19 protein-coding genes are annotated in these 22992 nt (G+C 43.2%); 5 read left to right on the top strand and 14 right to left on the bottom strand.

Translation table 11 applies throughout. The features are described from left to right. Positions 1–98 precede the first annotated feature (98 nt). Together GKZ87_05055 and GKZ87_05050 are read left to right on the top strand one after the other, a co-directional pair. Complete coding sequence (locus GKZ87_05055; GenBank protein QSI24911.1) at positions 99–1682, top strand: transcriptional regulator; 1584 nt, start codon at positions 99–101, stop codon at positions 1680–1682. Between the two features lie 293 nt (positions 1683–1975). Next, a complete protein-coding gene (locus tag GKZ87_05050) occupies positions 1976–2134 on the top strand; it encodes a hypothetical protein (GenBank protein QSI24910.1) in 159 nt (52 codons plus the stop codon). Between the two features lie 332 nt (positions 2135–2466). Here GKZ87_05050 and GKZ87_05045 read toward each other — a convergent pair whose 3' ends face one another. The 8 genes from GKZ87_05045 to GKZ87_05010 form a co-directional block, all read right to left on the bottom strand. Continuing rightward, positions 2467–3777 carry a hypothetical protein gene (locus tag GKZ87_05045; protein ID QSI24909.1) on the bottom strand — a complete coding sequence of 437 codons (1311 nt, stop codon included), beginning with the start codon at positions 3775–3777 and terminating at the stop codon, positions 2467–2469. 6 nt (positions 3778–3783) lie between these two features. Continuing rightward, positions 3784–4680: an aldose 1-epimerase family protein gene (locus GKZ87_05040; protein QSI24908.1), complete on the bottom strand. Its 897-nt coding sequence runs from the start codon at positions 4678–4680 to the stop codon at positions 3784–3786. Positions 4681–4771: 91 nt separating this feature from the next. Then, on the bottom strand, positions 4772–5782 hold the full coding sequence (locus GKZ87_05035) for a gfo/Idh/MocA family oxidoreductase (protein QSI24907.1): 1011 nt from the start codon (positions 5780–5782) through the stop codon (positions 4772–4774). A 106-nt stretch (positions 5783–5888) separates the two neighbouring features. After that, positions 5889–7280, bottom strand: coding sequence for a PTS galactitol transporter subunit IIC (locus GKZ87_05030; GenBank protein QSI24906.1), 1392 nt, complete (start codon positions 7278–7280; stop codon positions 5889–5891). Positions 7281–7315: 35 nt separating this feature from the next. Further along, positions 7316–7591, bottom strand: coding sequence for a PTS galactitol transporter subunit IIB (locus tag GKZ87_05025; GenBank protein QSI24905.1), 276 nt, complete (start codon positions 7589–7591; stop codon positions 7316–7318). A gap of 18 nt (positions 7592–7609) precedes the next feature. Beyond that, the gene (locus GKZ87_05020; GenBank protein QSI24904.1) at positions 7610–8080 is read right to left on the bottom strand and encodes a PTS sugar transporter subunit IIA; all 471 of its coding nucleotides are present in this window, start codon (positions 8078–8080) and stop codon (positions 7610–7612) included. Next, positions 8049–8540 carry a PTS sugar transporter subunit IIA gene (locus GKZ87_05015; GenBank protein QSI24903.1) on the bottom strand — a complete coding sequence of 164 codons (492 nt, stop codon included), beginning with the start codon at positions 8538–8540 and terminating at the stop codon, positions 8049–8051. Before GKZ87_05015 ends, GKZ87_05020 begins: the two co-directional genes overlap by 32 nt. 244 nt (positions 8541–8784) lie before the next feature. Then, a complete protein-coding gene (locus tag GKZ87_05010) occupies positions 8785–10812 on the bottom strand; it encodes a PRD domain-containing protein (protein ID QSI24902.1) in 2028 nt (675 codons plus the stop codon). A gap of 201 nt (positions 10813–11013) precedes the next feature. Between GKZ87_05010 and GKZ87_05005 the strand changes: the two genes are divergently transcribed. Continuing rightward, positions 11014–12615 (top strand): transcriptional regulator, encoded by a 1602-nt coding sequence (locus GKZ87_05005; GenBank protein ID QSI24901.1) that lies wholly within the window; start codon positions 11014–11016, stop codon positions 12613–12615. Positions 12616–12861: 246 nt separating this feature from the next. Here the strand turns inward: GKZ87_05005 and GKZ87_05000 are convergent, their stop codons facing one another. From GKZ87_05000 to GKZ87_04990, 3 genes are read right to left on the bottom strand one after another with little or no spacing between them, the layout of a single operon-like run. Next, positions 12862–14097, bottom strand: coding sequence for a hypothetical protein (locus GKZ87_05000; GenBank protein QSI24900.1), 1236 nt, complete (start codon positions 14095–14097; stop codon positions 12862–12864). A 40-nt stretch (positions 14098–14137) separates the two neighbouring features. Continuing rightward, positions 14138–14818, bottom strand: a complete 681-nt coding sequence (locus GKZ87_04995) for a ferrichrome ABC transporter substrate-binding protein (protein QSI24899.1) — start codon at positions 14816–14818, stop codon at positions 14138–14140. 39 nt (positions 14819–14857) lie between these two features. Beyond that, complete coding sequence (locus GKZ87_04990; protein QSI24898.1) at positions 14858–16015, bottom strand: hypothetical protein; 1158 nt, start codon at positions 16013–16015, stop codon at positions 14858–14860. A 124-nt stretch (positions 16016–16139) separates the two neighbouring features. On the opposite strand from GKZ87_04990, the gene GKZ87_04985 reads away from it, so the two are divergent. After that, entirely contained in the window at positions 16140–17021 is an 882-nt protein-coding gene (locus tag GKZ87_04985; GenBank protein QSI24897.1) for an SAM-dependent methyltransferase, read from the top strand. Positions 17022–17434: 413 nt separating this feature from the next. On the opposite strand, the gene GKZ87_04980 is transcribed toward GKZ87_04985, so the two are convergent. Next, positions 17435–19339, bottom strand: coding sequence for a diguanylate cyclase (locus tag GKZ87_04980; GenBank protein ID QSI24896.1), 1905 nt, complete (start codon positions 19337–19339; stop codon positions 17435–17437). Between the two features lie 201 nt (positions 19340–19540). Further along, a complete protein-coding gene (locus GKZ87_04975; GenBank protein ID QSI24895.1) occupies positions 19541–20539 on the bottom strand; it encodes a linear amide C-N hydrolase in 999 nt (332 codons plus the stop codon). A 489-nt stretch (positions 20540–21028) separates the two neighbouring features. Between GKZ87_04975 and GKZ87_04970 the strand changes: the two genes are divergently transcribed. Continuing rightward, positions 21029–22345 (top strand): EAL domain-containing protein, encoded by a 1317-nt coding sequence (locus GKZ87_04970; GenBank protein QSI24894.1) that lies wholly within the window; start codon positions 21029–21031, stop codon positions 22343–22345. Positions 22346–22488: 143 nt separating this feature from the next. On the opposite strand, the gene GKZ87_04965 is transcribed toward GKZ87_04970, so the two are convergent. Continuing rightward, on the bottom strand, positions 22489–22971 hold the full coding sequence (locus GKZ87_04965) for a nucleoside-diphosphate kinase (protein ID QSI24893.1): 483 nt from the start codon (positions 22969–22971) through the stop codon (positions 22489–22491). Positions 22972–22992: the final 21 nt, after the last annotated feature.

The raw sequence follows: 22992 nt of genomic DNA, 5'->3' as shown, positions 1-22992 counted from the left end.
GGTACTCTATAGTTATTACGAAATTTTCAGAAATCCGCCATAGTATTTTAATTTTGTTTATACTATAATGTAGACTGACTAACTGAGGTGTGATACATATGGCAAAACAAAAACCGAAACGATACTATACACGTACCATTGACCTGCTGTTTTTACTGGTCTTTCTGATTGTGAGTATCGTATCCTTTTACATAGCATTTACGTTCGGCATCCTTCCGGTAAAATGGACAATGGCTGCCGCTGGTATCTTGCTGCTTATTTTCCTTATATTATTTATGCTGTCCATGAAGAAGCTTCCCAAATGGGCGGTTATCGTAAAGCGTCTATTTATCATTCTGTTAACGGTGATGATTGGAACCGGCGGATATTTCCTGGATAAATCACGCAGTACCCTGCATAAGATGAGCAAAAATGCGGCAGGCTCTACAACAGAAATCTATGTTGTTGTGAAAAAAGGTAGTGGAATTGATTCTCTTTCCCAGCTGGAGGGAAAAACCATCGGCTACCAGAAGGGCGTTGATAAAATCAATGCAGCCTATGCAAAGGAACAGGTTGACAAAGAGGTAAGTAATACTACAGCTAAGGATGAGCTGGATTACACAACCCTGTACAGTGATCTGAATTTAGAAACTGTGAATGCGTTTGTTATTAGCGATTCCTATTATGATATGTCCAAATCCAATATTGACGGCTTTGCGGATAGTGTAGATATCATTCAGACATATAAAAGGAAAAATGATACTGCAAGTGGACCGGATATTGATGTCACAAAGGATACCTTTACCGTCTATCTAAGCGGATTGGATAATATGGGTAGTCCGGATCAGCAGACACGAAGTGATACCAATCTGATTCTGATCGTCAATCCGAAGGCAAATCACATTGATATGGTTTCCTTGCCAAGAGACGGGTATATTCCAAATGCTGCCTATAATTATCAAAATGACAAGCTGACACATACCGGAAATGACGGAATCGAAAACAGTGTAGAAACAATACAAAATTTCTTCGGTATTCCGATTGATTACTATGCCCGTGTGAGCTTTAATTCCCTGATTGAAATTGTGGATACGATTGGCGGGATTGATGTGGATGTGGAGATCAGCTTCTGTGAGCAGGATGAAAATCGGAGCTTTAAGAAAGAGGATCTGATTTGTCTGAAAAAGGGAAAACAGCATTTGAATGGAAAGCAGGCACTTGCCTATTCCCGTCACCGTAAGACGAAGGGCTATGACAATGCCGGCAGAGAGCGTGCGCAGCAGCGCATCATCAAGGCGATTATCAATAAGCTGATTTCCGCAAACGGACTGACCAAGGTAAATGATTTAATGGATATCGCACCGAATTATATTATTACGAATATGCCTGCTGAAAAAATTGCAGATTTTGTATCCGGAGAGCTGAATGAGCTGAAGCCGTGGACAATTTCTTCCATTACCAGTGATAATGGTGTTTATGAGGATCTGTATGTCGCTAGTCTGGATCCGTCTCTTGGGGCAAGCAATGTATATCTGTTTAGCCGTGATGAGGTGCATGCAGTAGTTAATGCATACGATGGTGCACGAAAGCAGCTGAAGCTGAACAGCTTTGCGTTTGATTTGAATAATCTTTATGCGAATACACCTAACATCAATACATCAGATAATATCCGTTATGCAGATATGGCACAAAATCCGCAGTAATCATCTGTCTGTCAGTATAAAATTACCCGGAAACATCATATGAAATAAAAACAAGGATATATACGAACCATAACGAAATGGCAATTTGTATATATCCTTTTCTTATGCTGTTGGAAAATAAGCTACCTAAAATTTCAAGCTATCTTCTGAAATTGAATTATAAATCTTATGAATAGGGATAATCTTACGATAACAGCTTACTGTATTTCTATATAAAAAATTTCTCTTTTTTCATATTATTTAGGAATTTCACACTTTTTACTCGTATATAAGGGTGTAGGAGGTAATATACCATGCGAAGATTTATCTTTTGTCGCACTGGGATGAAAGGAGGAAGAATGCATTACATAACAGCCATTCTCATTGTGCTGATCTGGAATACTGCAGATATCACAAGAGAGCTTGGTCATGTTCTGGATATCATTCTTAAAAACAGACGGCGGCATAAGTAGCGATTGATAGATGGAATTACACCATCCTGATATTGCGAAACGGAAAGGAGGTGAATTTACCGCCAATCGTAACTCCCGGAATTTTGGTGCCTCTTACACGTCTAAAGGGACAGAGTCCGATCAAGTAAGCTCTGTCCCTTTCTTTAGGCTTTTCAGCCTCAGAATTTTGGCACCCTCATTATAAAATATTACGGCCTTCATTGCAATAGTATTTTTTTAATCTGTCGATATAACTTAGCAATCCCTATCATTCACACACCACTGCTTGAATTTCAAAAATTGTATAAACAGCTTAACATAGTCAGATAAATTCTTATATCCAATAATCATACTTATACACGCTCTCTACTCCTTCGATAGATAGGAAAACTCATAATCAGCAGTATACAGAAATCACCAAATAAATGAAAGCGAGACAATACAGTGAAAAATAATAGAAAGGGATTTCCAAGGGCAAGAGTAGTAATCAACTGCCCTTTAACACCAAGTTCCACACCAGTACCTGCGCAAAGCTGTGTGAAATAAGGAGCAGCCCAGCTTGCAATCCATAACACGATCGGCATCATAAAAGCACAGGCCAAAAACCGATGACCTCCCGTCCCCTTTATCAGCACTGCTCCATAACAAACATAATAGGCTGCAAATGGCAACTCTCCCAAAGGCAGTGTCGTATTTCCGGGAAGGCATACAGACAATAAAAGTAAAACAGGTATCATACAAAAGCCCAAACGCAATACATCCTGATTAGCCGCAAGCAAAGAGGATCCAATGCCGATGCGAACATTCTTTAGCTTCAGCCTGGAGGTAAAGAATACAGATGCATGATTGGAAATTGGAAGCAACCCGTCAATTAGAAAATGCAGCATTTCCGGAAACAGCACCATCATCGCAGCGGTTTTCATAGCTACCTGTAACAGCTCAGCGAACCCGCAGCCTGCCAGCAAAGCAAAGGCCGCACCAAACAGCAGTCCAATACATGCGGGATTATTCCATATACCGGCGATACGTCCGACTTTCCTAGTATGCTTTTTCGGCAGTATCCTCATAAATAAACGATTCAGTCCGAGCAACAGCGGAATCGTAGCTGCAGCAAAGCCATGCGGTACGGAAATATTGTTCATCCCCGTAAAAGAACACACCTGCTCAGCGCTGTAATCTGCAAGCAACAGCGTTATTACAGAGTGAGCTAACGCCGCAAGAATTGCGGTAGCCAGACTGCCGCTGACCTGATACGCAAAGCCTGCAGTGATCAGATAAAACCAGTAATTAAACAAATCAATGTGCAGCGTCTGTACCCACTGCTTCCGTACCAGAATTAAATTAATTCCCAGCAACAGCGGCAATAAAAGCGGCGCAAACGGTAATGAAAACGCTGTTATGGAGGCTGGTGCACTTCCGATATCAAGTGCCTGATACTGCAGATGCCAATGCTGCTGTACCTGTACAACCAAAGGAGCAAGCGTATCAGAAAGCAATGTACTCACACAGCTGACTCCAAGCAATCCGGTTCCTACCCATACACAGCAGGGAAGTGCCTTTTTTGGATGCATCCGCATAACCGTGCACATAGCCAGCAGAAACAGCGGAAGAAAGATATAGCTTTTTAACTGAAAGAGCCCGCTAATTATGGAAATCAACTGCATTTCAGCTTATCCACCACTGATACCCTGACTAATTTCTATTTCATAATCACAGGAATATGCTTCCCCTGCACGCAAGCTCTGCATACCATGGCGCTGGCTCAATTCCCCATGAAAACCAACAAAGTCCGCATGTCCCAGCCATGGCTCCAGACAGATAAAGCGTACCGGCTGCTTTCTGCAGGGTGACCAGATACCAAGACCATCAAAGCCAGAAAAGCGAAGCGTTACCGCCTTATCATTGTATAGATTCCGTATAGAAACAGCCTGCGATTTCACATTCTGAAAGGCCAGTGCCTCCTTCAGAAACAGCTCTCTGCGAATAAAAAACCGCCGTTCATCCATAAAAAACTGCCGCTGTACCTCTGTCAGCTGTCCGCTTTCACATACCTCATAAATCCATGCGTTTTCATTCTCTTCAAACTCTACATAATAATCGTTGCTGGACTCACCTTCCTGCAAAGGAATGCGAAAGCCCGGATGCCCTCCGTAATTGAAATACATCGGCTTATCATCGTCGTTATATATATCCGTATGCACCTGCAGACAGCGCCCGGATAACGTAAACGTCAGAATCACATGACAGTGAAACGGATACTGTTCATATGTTTGCTTTGTAGAGGTAAATTGCAGAATGGCTTTTTCGCAATCCGCAGAAAGTACCTGCAGCTGCTCATAGCGGATCAAACCGTTTGAGCGCATGCTGTAGTGTTTTCCGTTTAAACGGTATTCCATATTATTCAGCTTTCCTATGATAGGAAAAACAACAGGAGCTGAGCTGTTCCAAACATCAGGATCCTTCTGCCACAGATATTCCAGATCGTCCTGTTTCCCATATATACTGTTTAGCTGCGCACCAAAGGGATCAATGCTTACCGTCAGGTGCTCTGATTCAAGCTGTATCATAATTCATATCCTTTCTGAAAAAGGGCAGGACGATACCGGATATTTGTAGTATACTATACTTGCAAGATATCAGTACGCACTGCCCTGTTCTTTATAATTGTATGACGCTGCCGCTTTGTGCAGATGCATGCACAGCCGCTGCAATTCTCGTTGCCTGTAAACCATCGTAAGCATTTGTCCGGAATGCTTTCCCGTTTACAATATCACTGACGAATTCCTGCATCGGCTCCAGTCCGAAGCCGCTTGCATGGTGCTCATCAAAGTTCATGAAGATATAGTTTGGCAGGCTTGCCTTTTTGTCAGTATAGGTCTTAACCCCGCGATAGGATTCATTTTTCAAATACTTGTGCTCCGTCACGATCACAAGCTGTCCGTCATTTGACTTCGGATAGGTATTTGGCAGAATCCAGGAGTTTTCGACCGTCCAGTTGCTTCCGTCCTCCATGGTCAGAATTGCCTGGATATTGTCATAGGTCTGATAGCCTTGCTTTTTTAATACCTCTTTGTTTCCAACAGCGTATACACGTTTCACCTCGCTGCCGCTCAGATAGCGTATCAAATCATAGCAGTGCACACCCAGAAACCAGGATGGCGAGGATTTGTCTGTCCAGGTAAACCAGCTAGTCGGAACATCAATCACATCGTCCAGTGACATATAGCCGCGGATGATGTTTTCTTTATCCTTCTGAATCTCATCCCGCATATTGTTATAAGCCGGATCCCAGCGCTTGTGAAAATCCACTGCGATCTGAACGTCATATGCTTCTGCCATTGCAATCAGCTGCTCACATTCCTCTACGGTTGTCGCCAGCGGCTTTTCAATCATCAGATATTTGATTCCTGCTTCCATGGCATCCTTTGCGGGCTCAAAATGGTATGGATCAGGAGTGGCGATGCTAACGGCATCCAATGCTTCAGCCTGTATCATTTCCTTAACACTGGCATATCCTGTTACATGATAGCGTTGTGCCGTTGCTGCTCGGCGTTCCTCGTTCAAATCACAGAATACCACCTTTTCCACATGCGGATCACAGGTATACGTATGGATATGATAGTTTCCGTAAATACCGGCACCTACCACACCGATTTTAATTTTTTTCATTTCTTTTTTTCCTCATTTCTTTCATGATATCCCCGTATGAAATACAATGTTGTTTCATTTTTCAATCTTTAAAGCAATATAGAAAGCATGTTCATCAAGTCTTTGCTCATTCGTAATATTCTGCTTCAAATGCCGCATCTTCCTTCGCATAATAGCGCTCAATGAATTTACCGCCAAACAGAACTGCGATATCGATAACAATCAGGATAACTGCACCGATGAGCGGAGTCTGTGCCAGTACGGTCGGCAGCCAGATAAACATATTTCCCAATGCCATGGTGGTAGCCTGCTGTCCTGCCTGTACATAGCTGAGTCCCGCATTGGAGGCAAGCTCAGTAAACAGCGGTGCAGCCCAACTGGAAATCCACAAAACGATCGGTATGAAAATCAGACTGGATACGATGGTTCTTCTGCGGTTGCCGCGGTGTACGATGGTCGCAAAGCAAACATAGAAGGCCGCAAACGGTACCTCGCCAAGCGGCAGTGTCGTATTGCCCGGAAGGATAGCCGCAAATACCATGAATACAGGAATCATCAGAAAGCCTACACTGATAGTTACCGGATGCCCAATCGTTACCGCGGAATCCAGACCGATATACAGCTCTCTGTCCTTGAAATGCGTGGTAAAGAATTTCTTTGCCTGGTTGGAAATCGGAATCAGTCCGTTGACGATCATTTTTACCATGGTTGGAAACAGCATCATGATGGCGGCGGTTTTCATGGTGACATCCGCGATCCCCTTAAAATCATAGCCGGCAATAACTCCGAACAGCAGGCCCATAATCAATCCCAAATAAATCGGCTGACCAAGTACAGAACCGATCAGCTTACCGATGCCATGCCCTTCTCCATTTTCTTCTTCACTTTCTTTGCGGTGCTTCAGATACGGAATCCGATCATACACCTTATCCAGTACCATGAACAGCGGAGCACTGGCTGCCGCAAAGCCGTGCGGTATGGAAATCGCGTCGATACCAATGATTTCCTGTGTACGATGCGCCATAACGTCCGCTACCTTCAGCCCTAAAATAGCATGGGTCACACCTGCTAAAATTGCCAGCCAGTAGCTTCCTGTCAAAAGCTGTACAAAGCCTGCGGTGATAGCGAAATACCAGAAATTATAAATATCCACATTCACGGTCTTGGTCAGCTTCAGGGCAACCAGAACGATATTGGTAATTAAAATGACAATAATCAGTGCTGCCCCCAACAGACTTCCAAAGCCTACCGCTGCTGCCGGTGAACCGCCGACATCGATAGCGGTCAGATTCAGATGCAGCACCTTGACCATTTCGTTTATGACTGGTGACAGGGAATCCGCTGTCAGGGTGGATACGATGCTTACGCCGATGAGTCCGATTCCTACGGTAACTCCGGCTTTGATGGCCTTGGAGGGCTTCAATCCAAAAATCAATCCGATGATACACATCAAAATTGGTACGAATACATAGCTCCCCAGATCGACGATATACTGAATGATATCTAATACTGTCTGCATAATGTTTTCTCCTGTTCTTTCCTGTTTTCCTGCAATTACGCAAGAATATCCATAATCTGCTGCGTTACAGCGTCCTCATTGATTCCTGTCAGATAGGCGCTGCCATGAACGAGTGGTGACGTAAATTTCTTTTTCACCTTCATTGTGGTGATGATGAGATCGACCTGTCCGTCATATCCCTCCACCTCATGCAGGGTGCACTGAATAATTTCACATGGTATTCCATGCTTCTTCAGCTCTTCCTCCACCTTTTCACGCACCATACTGGATGTTGCCAGACCTGCACCGCAGGCGATTACAATTTTCTTCATAATAGCTTCTCCTTTTTGTTATGATTTCTGTCCTTCTATAAATGCATTCAGCTGACTGCATACAGCATTTGCATCATGCAGCTTTACAAGCCGGGTAAACAGGGTATCATCCCCCAGCATCTGCATAATTGTTTTCAGCATTTTCAACTGCTCGTGAGCACTGCTGATTGCCATAAGGAATACCATGTCCACCTCAATTTCGCTGTCCATGTCTTCCATATTGTAAAAGCGAATGGGATGCTTCAGTATTGCCAGTGCAACATGATTCCCGCTGATTCCGGGATCAAAGGCATGCGGTATGGCAATCGCTGCACATTTGGTACGTAAGCCGGTTGGATATTCCTGCTCACGCATCAATACCTTGTCCGCATAGGACGGATTGCTGAAGCCATGAGCCTGCAGCTTGTTCGCCAGATAACGGATAACCTCTTCCTTATTTTGTACCTGCAGGTCTGTCTCAATCAGCTGCGGTATGAATTGAAATCCCATCTTCTTTCCCTCCCTTCCATTCCTTTGCTTGAAAACATTGAAGCAGTCTTTGCGGGGTATCGCTTTTCAGCAGACTCCGCAGCACTGTTTCATCCGTTAACACACTCGCCAGTAGTTTCAGGATTCTCAGATGTGATTTTGAATCTACAGAAGCCAGAATCATCAACAAGCGGATCGGTACCTTTCCATTGTCAAAATAAACCGGTTTTTTTATTGACAGAATGGAAATCTGATTCTTTTTCACACCCTCCTCCGGTCTTGCATGAGGAAGAATGATGTAGGGGCCGGCCATGAAATAGGGCCCCCATGCTTTGATATTTTTTAAAATGGCACGGGTATAATTCTCCTCGACAAAGCCATTTCGTATCAGTGGCTCAACCGCCGTTTTAATTGCGGCTTCCCAGTTGTCTATCGCTTGCAATACCTGAATATTATCAATGCTTAACAGCTCTTCTTTCATCGCCTTCACCTCCACGGTTGAAAGATATGCATCTCTTTACATGTACATTATACAGACACAAGGGGATAGAAAAAAAGTCCAACCTGGCAGAACTTGAAAGTACAAGTCGTTGGACTTCTTTGTTATCGTTTATTGGCAGCACGGCGTTGTGTGGTACCTGCAATGACTGAAAATGGATACACCATACACACCACATCAGCCTGCTTTCTCCTGTATCAAAGCTGTAAACAGCACCTTCTAAGGCTCAGGAAAAGGCAGATTGTAAAATATGCAGAACCTCCTGTGCACAGGAGCATGCATCCAGCTGCTGTAAAAGCGTACTGCTTCTACTCAGCTGCAGGATTTCATGCAGAACGTTCAAATGCTTATCATGGGCTGCATCCGACAACACAAAGAGGTAGCGTACAGATGACACTTCATCAAAGAATACCTCTTCATGACTTACCAGCAGAGACAGCCCCAATCGGAATGCGCCATGCTCCGGCTTTGCATGGGCTACCGCAACCGCATTGGCAAGTAAAATATAAGGACCATATTCATCCACCAGATGAATCATCTCCTGTACATAGCTGCTTTGAATGATGCCACGGTTCAGCAGCGGACGGGAAGCCGTCTGTATCATATCCTTCCAGGAACCAGCGTGCTCCACGACCTGTATATTCTCCTCACTCAGGATATCCAGCAGACCGATATGCGCTTGATCACGGATACCCACAAAGGAATTTCCATGATTTAGATATGCCAGCACATCCCGTTTCAATGCATCCATATCCGTATCCTTCACATAGGCTGCTATAATGGAAAACAGACCACCCAGCTTTTCATTGTTAATTTCATAACAGTCGAAATTCAGCATCATCATAGAGGCAATCCTTGCCTTATCCTCTCTGGTCAATATCGGATGTACCTGAATCACAGGTACTTCACTTTTCACATCTATGGTAGATACGATAAAATCCACCTGCTGCTCATAATCCTGAACATGATCCAGACTCGCCGTATCCACAACCCGCACATTTGCATATAAGCCTTCAATCTCCCGCTTCAAAAGTGTAGATGTGGAAATACCGCTTGGACAGACCACCAGAATGCGGATTTCATCATAGCAGCGAACTCCCTGCTTCAAATGACCGCCGAAATGCATGGTCAGATAGGCGATTTCACTATCCATGATCGGCATCTGAAATAAATCACGAAGATCCTCACAAACCAGCTGTGTAATCATATAGATGTCTGTATATTGCTTTTGTATCTCGTCAATGAGCGGATTCACCACCTGTATTCCCAGGCGATTATAATACATGGAAAGCTTTAGATGCATATAAATGGAATTGATGAGATCATTTTTATCATCAAAGGACACACAGGCTGTACGTTCAAAGGATTCCACCAGTCTGCTTGATAATTCAAAAATGCGGATATCATGTTCATCATCCTGCGGATTCAGCTCTCTGCTCGCCTTGGAGCCAAGCAGGTGCAATGCCAGATACAGGCGCTCATGTACATTCAGCTCCTGAAAATAGCGGTCAATCAAATCCAGCTCCTGTGTTTCGCACAAATCACGCAGCTCCATCAAAGAAAAATCATACTGTTCGGGAGAATCCCGTATGATACTGAGCATACAGGCAATGGACAACAGATTGTCCTTGCGATACTCATGCTCCCGTTCACTGGAGATTTTCAACAATCTGTCATAATAATCATCCACCTGCTCCATATCGAGAAACGGCAGTGTATGCACATCGACCTCATTGAGTAGCTGCTTCAGAAAATAAAGCAATACTGCCCGCTTATTGAATGCCTTACCTTCAACCCCATAGCCGTTTTTCAAATCAATGCGCAGCTCCAGACCATAGGCTTTTAACTGCTCCTTTACATTCTTTAAATCACTGAACACCGTATTGCGGCTGCATTTTAGCAGCTGCATGATATCCTCCACATGAATAACGGATTTTGGATAAATCATACAGCAGATCAAAAAGCTCACACGCTGTTGTGGTGTCAGTACCTCACTGAGCAGCTTCTTTTCATTTTTCAGTAATTCAGAAAGCCGCTGCTTTTGTTCCTCCTTCAGATAATATCCAGCCCCGCGTTTACAGAAAACCGGCTCCAGTGCATTCATTTGCAGAACCTCGTTTGTCTTATTCACGATGTAATACACACTGCGTCTGCCTGCCTCCAGAAGCTGTGACAGCTCCTCAAAGGCAACAGGGGAGGATCGATTCATCAGCAGCTGAATCAGCTGTAACTGTTTTCCCGTAAACGGTATCATAGCGAACACCTCTTTTAAATTTTAATACTGTTATTTTATAATACAATGCCTCGAAAAAGCAAATTCTTCCTTTTTTTCTATGATTTATGTAATTTCCCTGCTGTTTTTCAAAAATTCACAAAACGTTCACATAGAGTAATTACAGGTAATCTGGAATTTCCGCATCTTTTATACTATAATGTAGATTATTGAGGTGTTTTCATGGAAAATAAAAAAGTTAAACGCAGAAGCCTGCTGATCGACATCAGCCTGCTTGCTGTATTTCTTATCGTAAGTATCATTTCATTTTACATCGCCTACAGCTTTGGGCTTCTTCCCTTTAAATGGATTACCATTGCGGCAGGCATCTTCGCAGTTCTGTTTCTGATTCTGCTGCTGCTGGCATTTAAACGAATGCCAACCTGGGGACTAGTCATTAAACGCATGTTTCTAGTGCTTCTTGTCGCATTGATTGGAACCTTCGGCTACTTCATGGACAAATCCCGTACGACCATCAACAAGATGAGTAAGACCACAAAAGTAAATGATGACGGTACCACTACCATTACCACTAACGTGTACCTGATTACAGCGAAGAACAGCAATATCAAAAAGGAAGCCGATCTGTCCAACAAGGTCATTGGCTTTCAAAACGGCAGCGATGCGGATAACCTTGCATTTGCCAAGTCCTCTGTATCAAAAGACATCAGCGAATATACTGCAAAGGAGGAGCTGGATTATACAACCCTGTATGACCAGATGGAGCAGGGCTTTGTTTCTGCCATGGCGATTTCCGAAACTTTCTATAACATGTCAAAGGCCAATATCGAGGATTTCGAAAAAAATGTACAGATTCTAAAGACCTACTCTAAGACTGATACGGTAAAAACCAAGGAACAAAAGGATATCACAAAGCAGACCTTTACTGTATATTTAAGCGGTCTGGACAGTACCGGTTCCCCTGACCAGCAGACACGTACGGATACCAACCTGCTTTTGATTGTCAATCCAGTCGCAAATCACATCGATATGGTTTCCATACCGAGAGACGCCCTGGTACCAAACACTGCATTGAACAATGCCAATGACAAGCTGACACATACCGGTATTTATGGTATTGATACGAGTGTGGATACCATTTCACAATTCTTTGGAATCCCGGTTGATTACTATGCCCGCGTCAGCTTCAATTCCATGATTGAAATCGTGGATACGATTGGCGGTATTGATGTGGATGTGGAAATTGATTTCTGTGAGCAGGATGAAAACCGCAGCTTCAAAAAGAAAGACTTAATCTGTCTGAAAAAGGGAGAGCAGCATCTGAATGGGAAGCAGGCACTGGCCTATTCCCGGCACAGAAAAACCGAAGGCTATGACAACGCCGGAAGAGAGCGTGCACAGCAGCGCATTATCAAGGCAATCATAAACAAGCTGATTTCCCCATCTGCACTCGGTTATGTGAACGATCTTCTGGATGTGGCGCCGAATTATGTAATTACAGATATGCCGGCTAACCAGATTACAAAATTTGTTTCGAGTGAGCTTGACAATATGAAGCCCTGGACGATTTCCAGTGTGATATCGGATACCGGTGTTTATGATTCCCAGCAGGTGGCTAGTCTGAATCCGCTGGAAGGCCCGTATGATGTGTACCTCTTTAACAAGGATGAGGTACATGCGGTTGTCAATGCTTACGACGGTGCCAGCAATCAGCTGCAAATGGCAGATTTCCATTTCAATATGGACGATTTATACAAGGATACCCCTGCTATCAATGATGACCCGACTATTCTGTGGGATACAATGGCAAGCAATCCGCATTAACAGATATACAAAGCATCCTTTGAAAAGAAGGTGCTTTTTTTATGCCTTGAACAGCTGATTTTGAATGCTTATGCTGGCGTAAAGAAAAAAGATATGAGAAAGGTCTGTACGAAAAGGGGAATGCTCATCCCTCAGTGTACAGCCTAACATGCTTTAATAATCAAAAAGATACCAGATTAAAAAAAGAGCTGTATGGAAAAAGGTGATGTTCCTTCCTCAGCATACAGCCTGACATGCTTCAATTATTTAACTGTGCAGCTCATCACTGAGCGTTACACAATGCCGGATTCCCTGACACCATTCCTTTATCATGGCTACATCCTGCTCATCGCGCACGATACATTCAAGAAACAGCGTGTCCTTTTCACAGTTTGCCTGAACGACAACCATGTAATACTCATCCATATTTTCAACGATTCCCTTACAGCTAACTGTTTCCTTTTCAAAGCTGAAGGAATCCATAACATCCTGCGGATTTTCCAGCTTCTCCAAAAAGGTTGGAATTTCTTTTTCAAATGAGTAAGCATTTGCCTTCATCATCCATTTCCATGGCTCATCCTGCTCCTTATATGGCGCCATAAAATGCATCGTCTGCGTCGTTTCATCAAAGCTTTTTTCACAGCAGCCATGAGCAGGAATACTCCAGCTGCCAAAATGATAGGAAACAATACCATTGCGATAGCCCAGATTAGCAACCTTTAGCTCATCCGCATGATGTATCAGAATTTCCCGCTTAATTGCCGTACAAATACTTCGGTACGCATCCATGGGCAGCGGCAGAAGATCATCCTTTTCGTATGCCGCCTCCAGATAATCTATAATACTGTTCGCCACCTTATCAGTATACTCATTCATAGAGCTGTATGTAAAATAGCATTCCTTCCATAACAACACCATAGCACAGTTGCGGTAATACCGTGCCGTACGCTCGAAATCATTCCATACAAAGAAATCATCCGCCAAATCCTCTACATCTCTGGTACGAAAATCCTCCTTATGTATATATCCCATCGGCGTGACTACGAATCCATCTCTCCACACCGGATGATAATACTCCTGCGGCCAGGAAATACACAGCTCCTTTTCCTCTTCCATATGCTCCAGCACATAGCCCTGGATATCCTTTAACCAACGGTAAAAATACTGATACCGCAAGGTTTCAAAATTACGGTCTGTATAATAACCGGTTGGATCACTTACCTCCAGCGGAATCTGAGAACCGCTGATGATGGCATCGAATACAGTACACACATAGGCATGAAAGCCCGGCCCTGCGACATTGGTCTGTGCCGCAATGCTCACAAAACGATCCTCATATCCGCATTCGATATACCCTTCCGGACAGATATCTATCATGATACTGGTATCGTAATCCTCCATTTTCAGTTTTTTATCATCGCACACCTGCTTCAGAAAAGCACTGAATTGCTCTCTGTCTGATTCCTTCTCCAGTTGTCCTTCCAATACAATTTCAATAGACATGTCAAAACCCCTTTCAAAAAGGAACTGATTTCTCAGTCCCTTACTCAACTGCCAATATACGGTAAACATTTTTCATTTCACCATCGTATACGACATCCTTTTTGTAATTCTTTGTACGGTCATACTCATAATCCTGAATTTCAATCACACTGATCGTCATGGATTTCTTCAGACTCTCCACTTCCGTATCCGCATATGTCAGGGATAGCCTGACATCATATCCTCTGCAGGCAGAGCCGTTATAGGTGAAATCCTTTTCCTCGACAGCTTCTACCTTATAGCCGGTTACCTCAGGGAGACTTTTCTTACCGTATTCGTTTACGATGGTTGGATAGTTTCCGTAATAGTATGCCTGTGCAAACTCCATAAAGTTGCGAATCTTGTCACTTGGAATAAACTGTAATCCACCAAGATCCTGGGCATCCTCTTTATTGGATAGTGTGAAGAAATCAAATGCAAAGCTCACTGCCACCATCGTGGCCTCTTCTTTTTTATTTTCGCTGGTAATTGCTTCCGACAGCTTGTTATATGCTTTAATCTGAGCTTCGGTAGGGTTCAGCGGTTCCACATACAAATCATTGGCTACCATCTTCACTTCCGATTTCTCTTCATTTTTTGCTGTCTCTTTTTTCTTGCTGCTGTCATCGGAACTGCATCCGCTCACCATGGTAACCGATAAAATTCCAACGCAGAGAAGTAGTTTCTTTGCTATTTGATTCATACAGACCTCCATAAAACTTAATTAGTATATCATAGATTTTCAGGAAAACCTATGCGTTTTGACAAATTTAATAATTTCTTCAGAATACATACCGCCACCCTGAGAAAGCTGCCTGTTACCGCCGCCCTTCAGATGGTAGGCATCCGCAATTTCTTTGAATACCTTTGCGGAATCAAAGTCCATATCCTTATGGGCGGCTACGACAACATGAACATTGTCATATGTCTTTGCCACAAAGATAACAGCCTTTTTATAATGCTCGGTTACGTATTTCGCGACATCCGCTTCGGATTTCACATCAATATCATCGAAGAAATGAACGATAACATCCTCTGTGCACTGACCAAGCTCCTTCGCAAACATTTCATAATATTTCTGCTTCCAGACAATGACATCCCGGTTGAGCTGACGAGTTTCATTGATCAGACGGTTTACACCGGTATTCACATAAAGATGGGAAACCGCCAGAGAACGGCTTGCCTCATCCAGCACCTTGTAGCGTCTGGTCACACAGTCAAGCAGCTGGTCTCCTACCAGATATTTAATTTTATACCCCTTTGCTGATTTTTCATACCCGCTGATGTACAGCATCTGCAGATAACGCAGGGATGGTACATGCATACAGCCGCACATATTATAATCCAGAGCTCCGATGCGCACAACACGCAGATCATCGCGGTCTATGTTTTTCCCCTTGGCCATTTTGCTTGCCTCTACCCGGGTCGGATACTGGATACTGACATCCAGATCATCACGGATCAGACCATTGCACAAAACCTGCAGCTCAAATGCCATCTTATCTGTAAAATCCTCAAAGTTAAATTCAATATCGTTTTCCTCATCACCGACATGGTGCGCCAGTGTTTCCACCTTATAAACATTGCCGAGAACTGCACTGATCAGATGCTGTGCCGTATGAATCTGGCATTTGCGAAAGCGTTCATGCAGATTCACACTCATAAAGACAGTGCCTTCCAGCTTCGTATCCAGAAGATGCCACATATGACCTTCTTCATACTTCAGATCCAATACCATGTGCTCATCGATCATACCGATATCACTCGCCATTCCACCGCCTTCTTTATAGAAGATGGTGTCCTTGCAGGCATGCCAGAACAGGCCGTTATCTTCCCGGACTTCCAGAACCTTTGTGGAAAGCTCCGTTGTAAAACAATTATCATACAGTTTGTTGATCATAAGTATCCTCCTTTTCCGATGTGTTTTCTTATATTCTACCACACTTTTCCGCCTTTTTCTCAAGAAACTCATGTAACTAACACGCAATCTCATGCTATAATGGTATGCGTCAGGAGTTGATGAAATGAATCAGGTAGCGAAACACTGGAAGGATTATGAATGCATCGATGCCGGCAGCGGAGAAAAGCTGGAACGATGGAAAGATATTATTTTGCGTCGTCCCGATCCGCAGGTGATCTGGCCGATGGAAGAAAATGAAATGTGGAGACATCCCCATGCCCATTACCACCGCTCAAAAAGCGGAGGAGGAAGCTGGGAATTTAAAAAGAAATGCAAAGAGAGCTGGACAATTTCCTATGGTGAGCTGCGTTTCAAGGTTTCACCGACAGGCTTCAAGCATACAGGTCTGTTTCCGGAGCAGGCAGCCAACTGGGACTGGATGATGGATACGATACGGGAAAGCGGACGAAGCGACCTGCGTGTTTTAAATCTATTTGCCTATACCGGAGGTGCGACCATGGCATGTGCAAGTGCAGGTGCTGCAGAGGTCGTTCATGTGGATGCCAGCAAGGGAATGGTGAACTGGGCAAAGGAAAACATGGTGCTTTCTCACCTGGAGCAGCATAAAATCCGCTTTATCGTGGATGATGTATTAAAATTTGTCGCAAGAGAAAAGCGCAGAGGCAGAACCTACCACGCCATCATCATGGATCCGCCAAGCTATGGCAGAGGCCCAAATGGAGAGATATGGAAGATTGAGGAACAGCTGTACCCGCTGATTTCCGCCTGTATGGAAATTCTGGATGACGATCCCCTGTTTTTCCTTGTGAATTCCTATACCACAGGATTCCCGCCAACCGTCTTATATAATCTCTTACGTACAACCGTAGGAAAAAAATATACAGATGGCACAATCCATGCCGGAGAAATTGGTTTGCCGATTACAACTGGAGACAGTGTTCTTCCCTGCGGTATCTATGGGAAATGGGTAAAAAACAACAGATAAACAATTACTGAAACTGCCAGATCAATCTGGCTTTTTTTATGAAGCAAAGCAGAATGCGTATTCTTTTACTTGTTCTAATATGAATGTATGAGCATTATCTAACGTATATATTATATACGGGCAGTACATACATCGCTATCTTAGACACGACCAATATAACTTCAGCATTTTGACAGCTCTATGCATACTTCGTAACGAATTCTTGTTAAAGCCTTTATCACCATCATAATTAAGAGCTTTGTCAGCCACCATACAAAAGCTGTGAAATCTTTCGTGTCTGGAAGATACCACAGCTTTATTTGCATCAAATTATTACTGACTGAATAAGCAGCGAACGCACGGAGGAACCCTTTCCACATAACTTCCACATAGCCTTTTACGAAATGAGTGGTAAATCCATACAGCCAGCCTGATTACTTTTCACCGAAATGCCCGCTATGATATACGCAAAATCCGTTTTTGCCTTTGACCTTTGTCTCATACAACGCCTTATCTGCACATTCATACAGTGTTTCAAAATCACTGCCGTGCTTTGGTGATAGTGCAATTCCAATGCTTGCGGACATATGCCATGATGCCTGCTTCCGTTCACACTGCATAACCAGATCCTGCGAAAGGACATGAACACGGTTCATCAGCTGCTCATATGTTTTATATTTACACAGCACAACAAATTCATCACCGCCGACTCTTCCTAAAATATCCCCCTTACGGAAATGCGTCCGAATCGCTTTCGTAAACTCCGTGATACAGTAATCACCAAATGCATGTCCAAACTGATCATTCGCCTGCTTAAAATTATCAATATCAAACAGAAGGAATGCATAGGCTTCCTCCGTACGCCGTTCCAACCGTATTGAAATTGCTTCAACACACGCCTTTCTCGTATAAAAGCCGGTCATATCGTCAATGGCGGCAAGCCGCTCTCTGTTCTTTTCAGCATTGATATTTTTGCGATAGGTAAACATATGGATACAATTATCCTCTGTTGAAAGAAAGACATAAGCATCGATCCGCATCCAGAAATAATCACTGCCTTCCTCCGAAATCATAAAATCATATTGGAGATGGTTGTTTCCCGCTTCATACTCCTGTATCACATGCTCCGGTGTAAACAGCGATACATAGCCGTCACGAAATTCCTCCTTAATCTGCTTTTGGGCAATAACCGTCAATACTTCATCATAAGGCAGTCCCTTTGCGCCCAGGCTTTCAAAATAATTTGCCGTACGTTCACCGACATAACTGTTTTTCGTTATATTCAGCTCATAAATGTTATCATACAGCTCCTCTGTTGCCTTTCTAAAAATGGCCTGCTTTTCTTCAATCAGTGAGGTGATCTGCCGATTGAAGCTGCGAATTACAAACGTAATGATTGCCAAAACAATCAGGATGACCGCAAGCATCATCAAGGCGATATGCAATAGCTGCGCATACATCTGCTGCAATACCGTTTCTGTATTCTGCTGAACGATCAGATGCCAGGACAGCTCCGGCACATAGCGTGTCACTAGATAGCTTTTTTCACCATCCTGCTTCGTCCACAGCTCCAGATTCTTCTGATCCTGCTTCCACTGCAAAATTTCCTCCTGGTTTTCCTGCTGTTTGTATTTTGCGAACCAGTTCACCTGTTCCTGAGCGCTGTTTGCCGTTGAAACCTGTATATTTCCTGTATCATCGACAAGATATGCTTTGATGTTATACTTTTTCTCATAGGCAGCCAGCAGCTCCCTCAGATTTTTTAAGCGAATGCCGACGCCGACAACACCAATCGTATTGTGCGCTTCATCCGTAATTCTGCAATTCACAAATACGGTAATCTCATTTCCTGCTCCATCTACTTCATCATTATCTACGTGAAGTGAATATTCATCCTTACTGTACAGCAAATCATAATACCATGCATTTTCCCTGTTCTTTTTATCAAGTATACGGTCCAGACCGTTGTAGCTGTAATATCTTCCGGATTTACAGGATACAAGGAACACCGAATCAAACTTATATTTTTCCTTATATGCATATAAATATGTCCGCAATGCATCTATGTAGCTTTGATCTGTAATTTGTTCATTTTCCTTTGCCAGATGCTCCTTCAAAAAGCTGTCATGAGCCATGGCCAGGGAAGTATTGACAGGACGGGTAAGCATGGAGGTCAACTGATACTGAATTCCTTCTGAGGAAAGAGAGGAAACCTGTTCAATATTGTTCAGCGATGTCTGATAATTCGCCTGATATGCCAAGCATGCAGTAAGAGCAAAGCCTGTAAGCAGTACAAGGCCTATCAATATATTTGTTTTCACCAGTCTGTTTTTCTTCATTCCTTCACCCTCTTCTGCAAATGCGTGCTGCATATACAGTATCCTATGTATCATTATATCACCTGGATTTTACCGTAAGTATAAAAAAACGGCACCCGCTGCTTTTTTTTACACAAAATGTAGTGATACAGGACAATAAAAGATTCCCATGTGACACTTTGTCATAAAGGAATCTTTTTTCATATCCTATGATACAGCCATTTAGCCTTTGAATATCAGACGTTCATCCTTTTCAAATGGGACGCTGGAAGGATTGCCCTCACTGCGCCATACCTGTTTAGCCGTCACATCATACAGACTGCTCCAAACCGTATCTCCGCCTCTTTGACGGTCATACTGACACAGGAAGCCAAGCTTACCGGACAGCAGCTGCCGCATATAGCCTTCTGAAAACCGCTTTGGATGCTGCATGGCCCGCGCTACAGTCTGCCAGCGTATCTCACTTCCCATATCATCGATATTATCTACATTGTAATGCAGCATATCGGGATCGTGAAACCGGTTCGTTGCCCATACATGGGAATCGGATGCTTTTATACGTATACGCTCGCAGTTGCATTCCACTACCGCCATTTCCTTTTGATCTGCAAGCGTAATCGTCTGTGCACTGGCAATCGGCAATCTCTGCAAAGCCTTTAGAGCCTCTTTAACACAGGTACAATGCTCCAGCACATAGCGAATCAGAAATCCGGCATGCAGACCCGGCTTGCGGCATACCGGGGCAATAAACGTCAAGCCTGCCGCAAGTCCATACGCATTGATACCATCCTCATACTGTATACAGGCGGTGGTATTGCCGATAAAGGCGATCCTTGCCGGGATTGCTACAAGATTGGATTCATACACCTCCTCCATAGCAGTAAAGAAATCACTGTTTCTTCCTAAATATACATGTCCGTCCACAGCACGAAAAGCAACACAGGTACAGCGGATTTCCAGAGGAAATGCGTACATACACAATAATAATTGTTCCAGCTCCTCCACCGCGATCTGCTGGGCATCCGCAAGCCCCTGCATCTCCTCCAATACAGAGGGATACCATGTTTCATAGCATTTTCTGCACTCCTGCGCAAAGGCCCTGCGCTCATCACTTTTCACCATCCGCAGAGTTTCCGTAATACTGCGGTGTTCCTTGTTTAATTCGTTTCCATATGCGAAGCCTGCCGCATAGGGATCTTTGTTCCAGTTATAATGCTTCATATATTCAGCTCCTTCATAGAGCCGGCGCCAGCTATATGCTCATTATGCCGTATTAAAAATTTTATGTCAACAGCTTTCGAAAAACAAAAGAAAAACACCCGATTTGTGAGGAAATCAGAATATTGGCTCTACAAAAAAACGATGAGCGGTGCCAATCACTTTTGAGGATAATAAGTTGCTTGTGATTGCATCAGATGCTCTTATGATTTTGAAATCATCCAAACTACTCTAGAATTCGCAAGAAAAGCAAGGTCGCCGCAAAGGATAGAAATAAAGATGAAGAATTCAGGGATAGATCACAAGCACTGGAAAGGCTTTACTGAAAAATCACTCTATCATATTTATTTTAAGTCCTCATGAAAGCTTTTTTCTCCTATTAAAATAAACATTCTTCTCTTTAAGTGAACTTACTATGCGAACACAACAGCATTTATATTATAATGAAACAATGATATAATAGTACATAGAAACAGACGGGAGAGCAGCGGGATGAAAAATACAGCGGACATAAAGGACGAATACAGAGATTCTATTACAGGCGGAGGTAATGAGGCCTGGCTAAAAGAAATGTATGATACACAGCAAAAGCAGCAATCATCCTCCTATGTTTTTATAGATATGAATATCAAACGCTTTCAGTATATGAACAATAAATATGGCAGAGCCCATGCGGATCGTGCTTTAAAGCATTTATATGATATCACCTCACAATTTCTTTCAGAGCAGGAATATATCGCAAGAATCTGTGCTGATGATTACAATCTGCTTTTACATTATGACACCATGGAAGCTATGTTTGAAAAATTTTTGATTCCTTTTGTAGATGCTGTATTCGATGATCCCGATCCACTGTTCTTTCATAATATCTATTTATCCTTCGGCTTCTATTTTCTGGAGCAGCAGCCCTGTGATTTTTATGAAGCACAGAACCGGGCGCAAATTGCCAGAAAAGAATGCCCACAGTTAAAACGTCGTACCTTTTCCTATGATATTTATCATGCCGATATGTTTCATGAATATATCCGTGTGCGGGAAACTGCGGAACAGGTTACCAGGGCACGCTTCGCACATGAATTTATTCCCTATGTACAGCCGAAAATACGGTTATGTGATGAAGCAATCGTCGGTGGTGAAGTGCTGCTGCGCTGGCAGGATCATGAGGGAAATCTGATTCCCTTATCCTCCTTTCTTCCTGTGCTGAATGCGAACGGGGATATCTATATGGTTGATTTGAATCTCTTTGATACCGTCTGCGCCTACCTGCACACCGCACTGGCAGATGGTGAGCCGGTAGTACCGATGAGCTTCAATATTACAAATACCTCATTATTTGATGAGGATTTCCTACATGACTATCTGGATATATTTCATAAGTACAATATCAATGAACAGCTGATTGAGTTTGAGTTTATGGAAAATATCCGCTTTGATTACTACGATCAGGTAAAGGATATGATCGATGCCTTTAAGCAATATGGCTTTACCTGCTCTCTGGATGATTTCGGAAGTGGATATTCCTCCTTCAACATCCTGCTGGAAAACCTGGTTGATATATTGAAAATAGATAAGATGTTTTTTGAGAAGCCACTGGATGACAAAAATAAAAGCATCATTCAGCATATTGTGGAAATTGCACATACATTGAATATGCAGGTGCTTGCGGAGGGGATTGAAACAAAGGAATGCCTGGATTTTCTAAAGGAAATCGGCTGTGATATGGTACAGGGCTATTATTATTACAAGCCGATGCCGCTTCACGATTTTCATAAGCTGATAAAGAGCAGAAAAAGCGATGTAAAAGCCTAACAGCATATATCCGGCAAACGGAGGCAATGCGACAATCATTATTACATATAGGAGAGGTAGAAACACCTTTCCTTTTTCTATGCCAGCTAGAGCATACCTCATCCATAAACAAAAAGAAAGACAGATTACTCTGCCCTTCAAGGTTATTTCAGATAGGAATTCCAGATGCTTAATTCCCGCTGTGCACTTTCGTGAGAATCCGATGCATGGATTACATTGTTTACAAGACGGACAGCGGCAGAAGCCTTATCATAGCTGTCATCGCTGTATTTTCCACGAATCGTATCCGCTCCTGCATCCTGTGGATTGGTCTTTCCTGCCAGTGTTCTTGTAAGTGTGATGATATCCTCATCGCCTTCATAGGTGACCTCCATCGGCTGAATGGTATGCGGGCCGTCATAATAAAAGGAATTAAAAAGTTTTCCCGGGAAATTAAAATCCTTACTCATGGAATCAATCACACCTGCATAATGATCAATCAGTGTTTTCATTACCTCCATGGTAACGGTAAGCGTACAGCTTTTTTCAATCACAAGACCATGTGCGCGAAGCTCCTTTAAAACCTCCTGTGCATGATTGCCTGCAAATGCGTCGGGCTTCAGCATCATAAATGTTTTCTGTTTCATAGTGACCTCCTGTTTGTATTT

Source organism: Erysipelotrichaceae bacterium 66202529 (assembly GCA_017161075.1).
Classification (GTDB): domain Bacteria; phylum Bacillota_I; class Bacilli_A; order Erysipelotrichales; family Erysipelotrichaceae; genus Clostridium_AQ.
Note: the sequence above shows the minus strand (reverse complement) of the source record. Positions and strands in the feature narration are given on the sequence as shown.

What these genes read in the sequence shown, in the direction of transcription:
- GKZ87_05010 (QSI24902.1), bottom strand. Translation starts at nt 10,812, where the DNA reads ATGATACCGTTTACGGGAAAACAGTTACAGCTGATTCAGCTGCTGATG.
- GKZ87_04990 (QSI24898.1), bottom strand. Translation starts at nt 16,015, where the DNA reads ATGATCAACAAACTGTATGATAATTGTTTTACAACGGAGCTTTCCACA.
- GKZ87_04985 (QSI24897.1), top strand. Translation starts at nt 16,140, where the DNA reads ATGAATCAGGTAGCGAAACACTGGAAGGATTATGAATGCATCGATGCC.
- GKZ87_05055 (QSI24911.1), top strand. Translation starts at nt 99, where the DNA reads ATGGCAAAACAAAAACCGAAACGATACTATACACGTACCATTGACCTG.
- GKZ87_05045 (QSI24909.1), bottom strand. Translation starts at nt 3,777, where the DNA reads ATGCAGTTGATTTCCATAATTAGCGGGCTCTTTCAGTTAAAAAGCTAT.
- GKZ87_05005 (QSI24901.1), top strand. Translation starts at nt 11,014, where the DNA reads ATGGAAAATAAAAAAGTTAAACGCAGAAGCCTGCTGATCGACATCAGC.
- GKZ87_05015 (QSI24903.1), bottom strand. Translation starts at nt 8,540, where the DNA reads ATGAAAGAAGAGCTGTTAAGCATTGATAATATTCAGGTATTGCAAGCG.
- GKZ87_04995 (QSI24899.1), bottom strand. Translation starts at nt 14,818, where the DNA reads ATGAATCAAATAGCAAAGAAACTACTTCTCTGCGTTGGAATTTTATCG.
- GKZ87_05000 (QSI24900.1), bottom strand. Translation starts at nt 14,097, where the DNA reads ATGTCTATTGAAATTGTATTGGAAGGACAACTGGAGAAGGAATCAGAC.
- GKZ87_05020 (QSI24904.1), bottom strand. Translation starts at nt 8,080, where the DNA reads ATGGGATTTCAATTCATACCGCAGCTGATTGAGACAGACCTGCAGGTA.
- GKZ87_05050 (QSI24910.1), top strand. Translation starts at nt 1,976, where the DNA reads ATGCGAAGATTTATCTTTTGTCGCACTGGGATGAAAGGAGGAAGAATG.
- GKZ87_05035 (QSI24907.1), bottom strand. Translation starts at nt 5,782, where the DNA reads ATGAAAAAAATTAAAATCGGTGTGGTAGGTGCCGGTATTTACGGAAAC.
- GKZ87_05030 (QSI24906.1), bottom strand. Translation starts at nt 7,280, where the DNA reads ATGCAGACAGTATTAGATATCATTCAGTATATCGTCGATCTGGGGAGC.
- GKZ87_04965 (QSI24893.1), bottom strand. Translation starts at nt 22,971, where the DNA reads ATGAAACAGAAAACATTTATGATGCTGAAGCCCGACGCATTTGCAGGC.
- GKZ87_05040 (QSI24908.1), bottom strand. Translation starts at nt 4,680, where the DNA reads ATGATACAGCTTGAATCAGAGCACCTGACGGTAAGCATTGATCCCTTT.
- GKZ87_05025 (QSI24905.1), bottom strand. Translation starts at nt 7,591, where the DNA reads ATGAAGAAAATTGTAATCGCCTGCGGTGCAGGTCTGGCAACATCCAGT.
- GKZ87_04980 (QSI24896.1), bottom strand. Translation starts at nt 19,339, where the DNA reads ATGAAGAAAAACAGACTGGTGAAAACAAATATATTGATAGGCCTTGTA.
- GKZ87_04970 (QSI24894.1), top strand. Translation starts at nt 21,029, where the DNA reads ATGAAAAATACAGCGGACATAAAGGACGAATACAGAGATTCTATTACA.
- GKZ87_04975 (QSI24895.1), bottom strand. Translation starts at nt 20,539, where the DNA reads ATGAAGCATTATAACTGGAACAAAGATCCCTATGCGGCAGGCTTCGCA.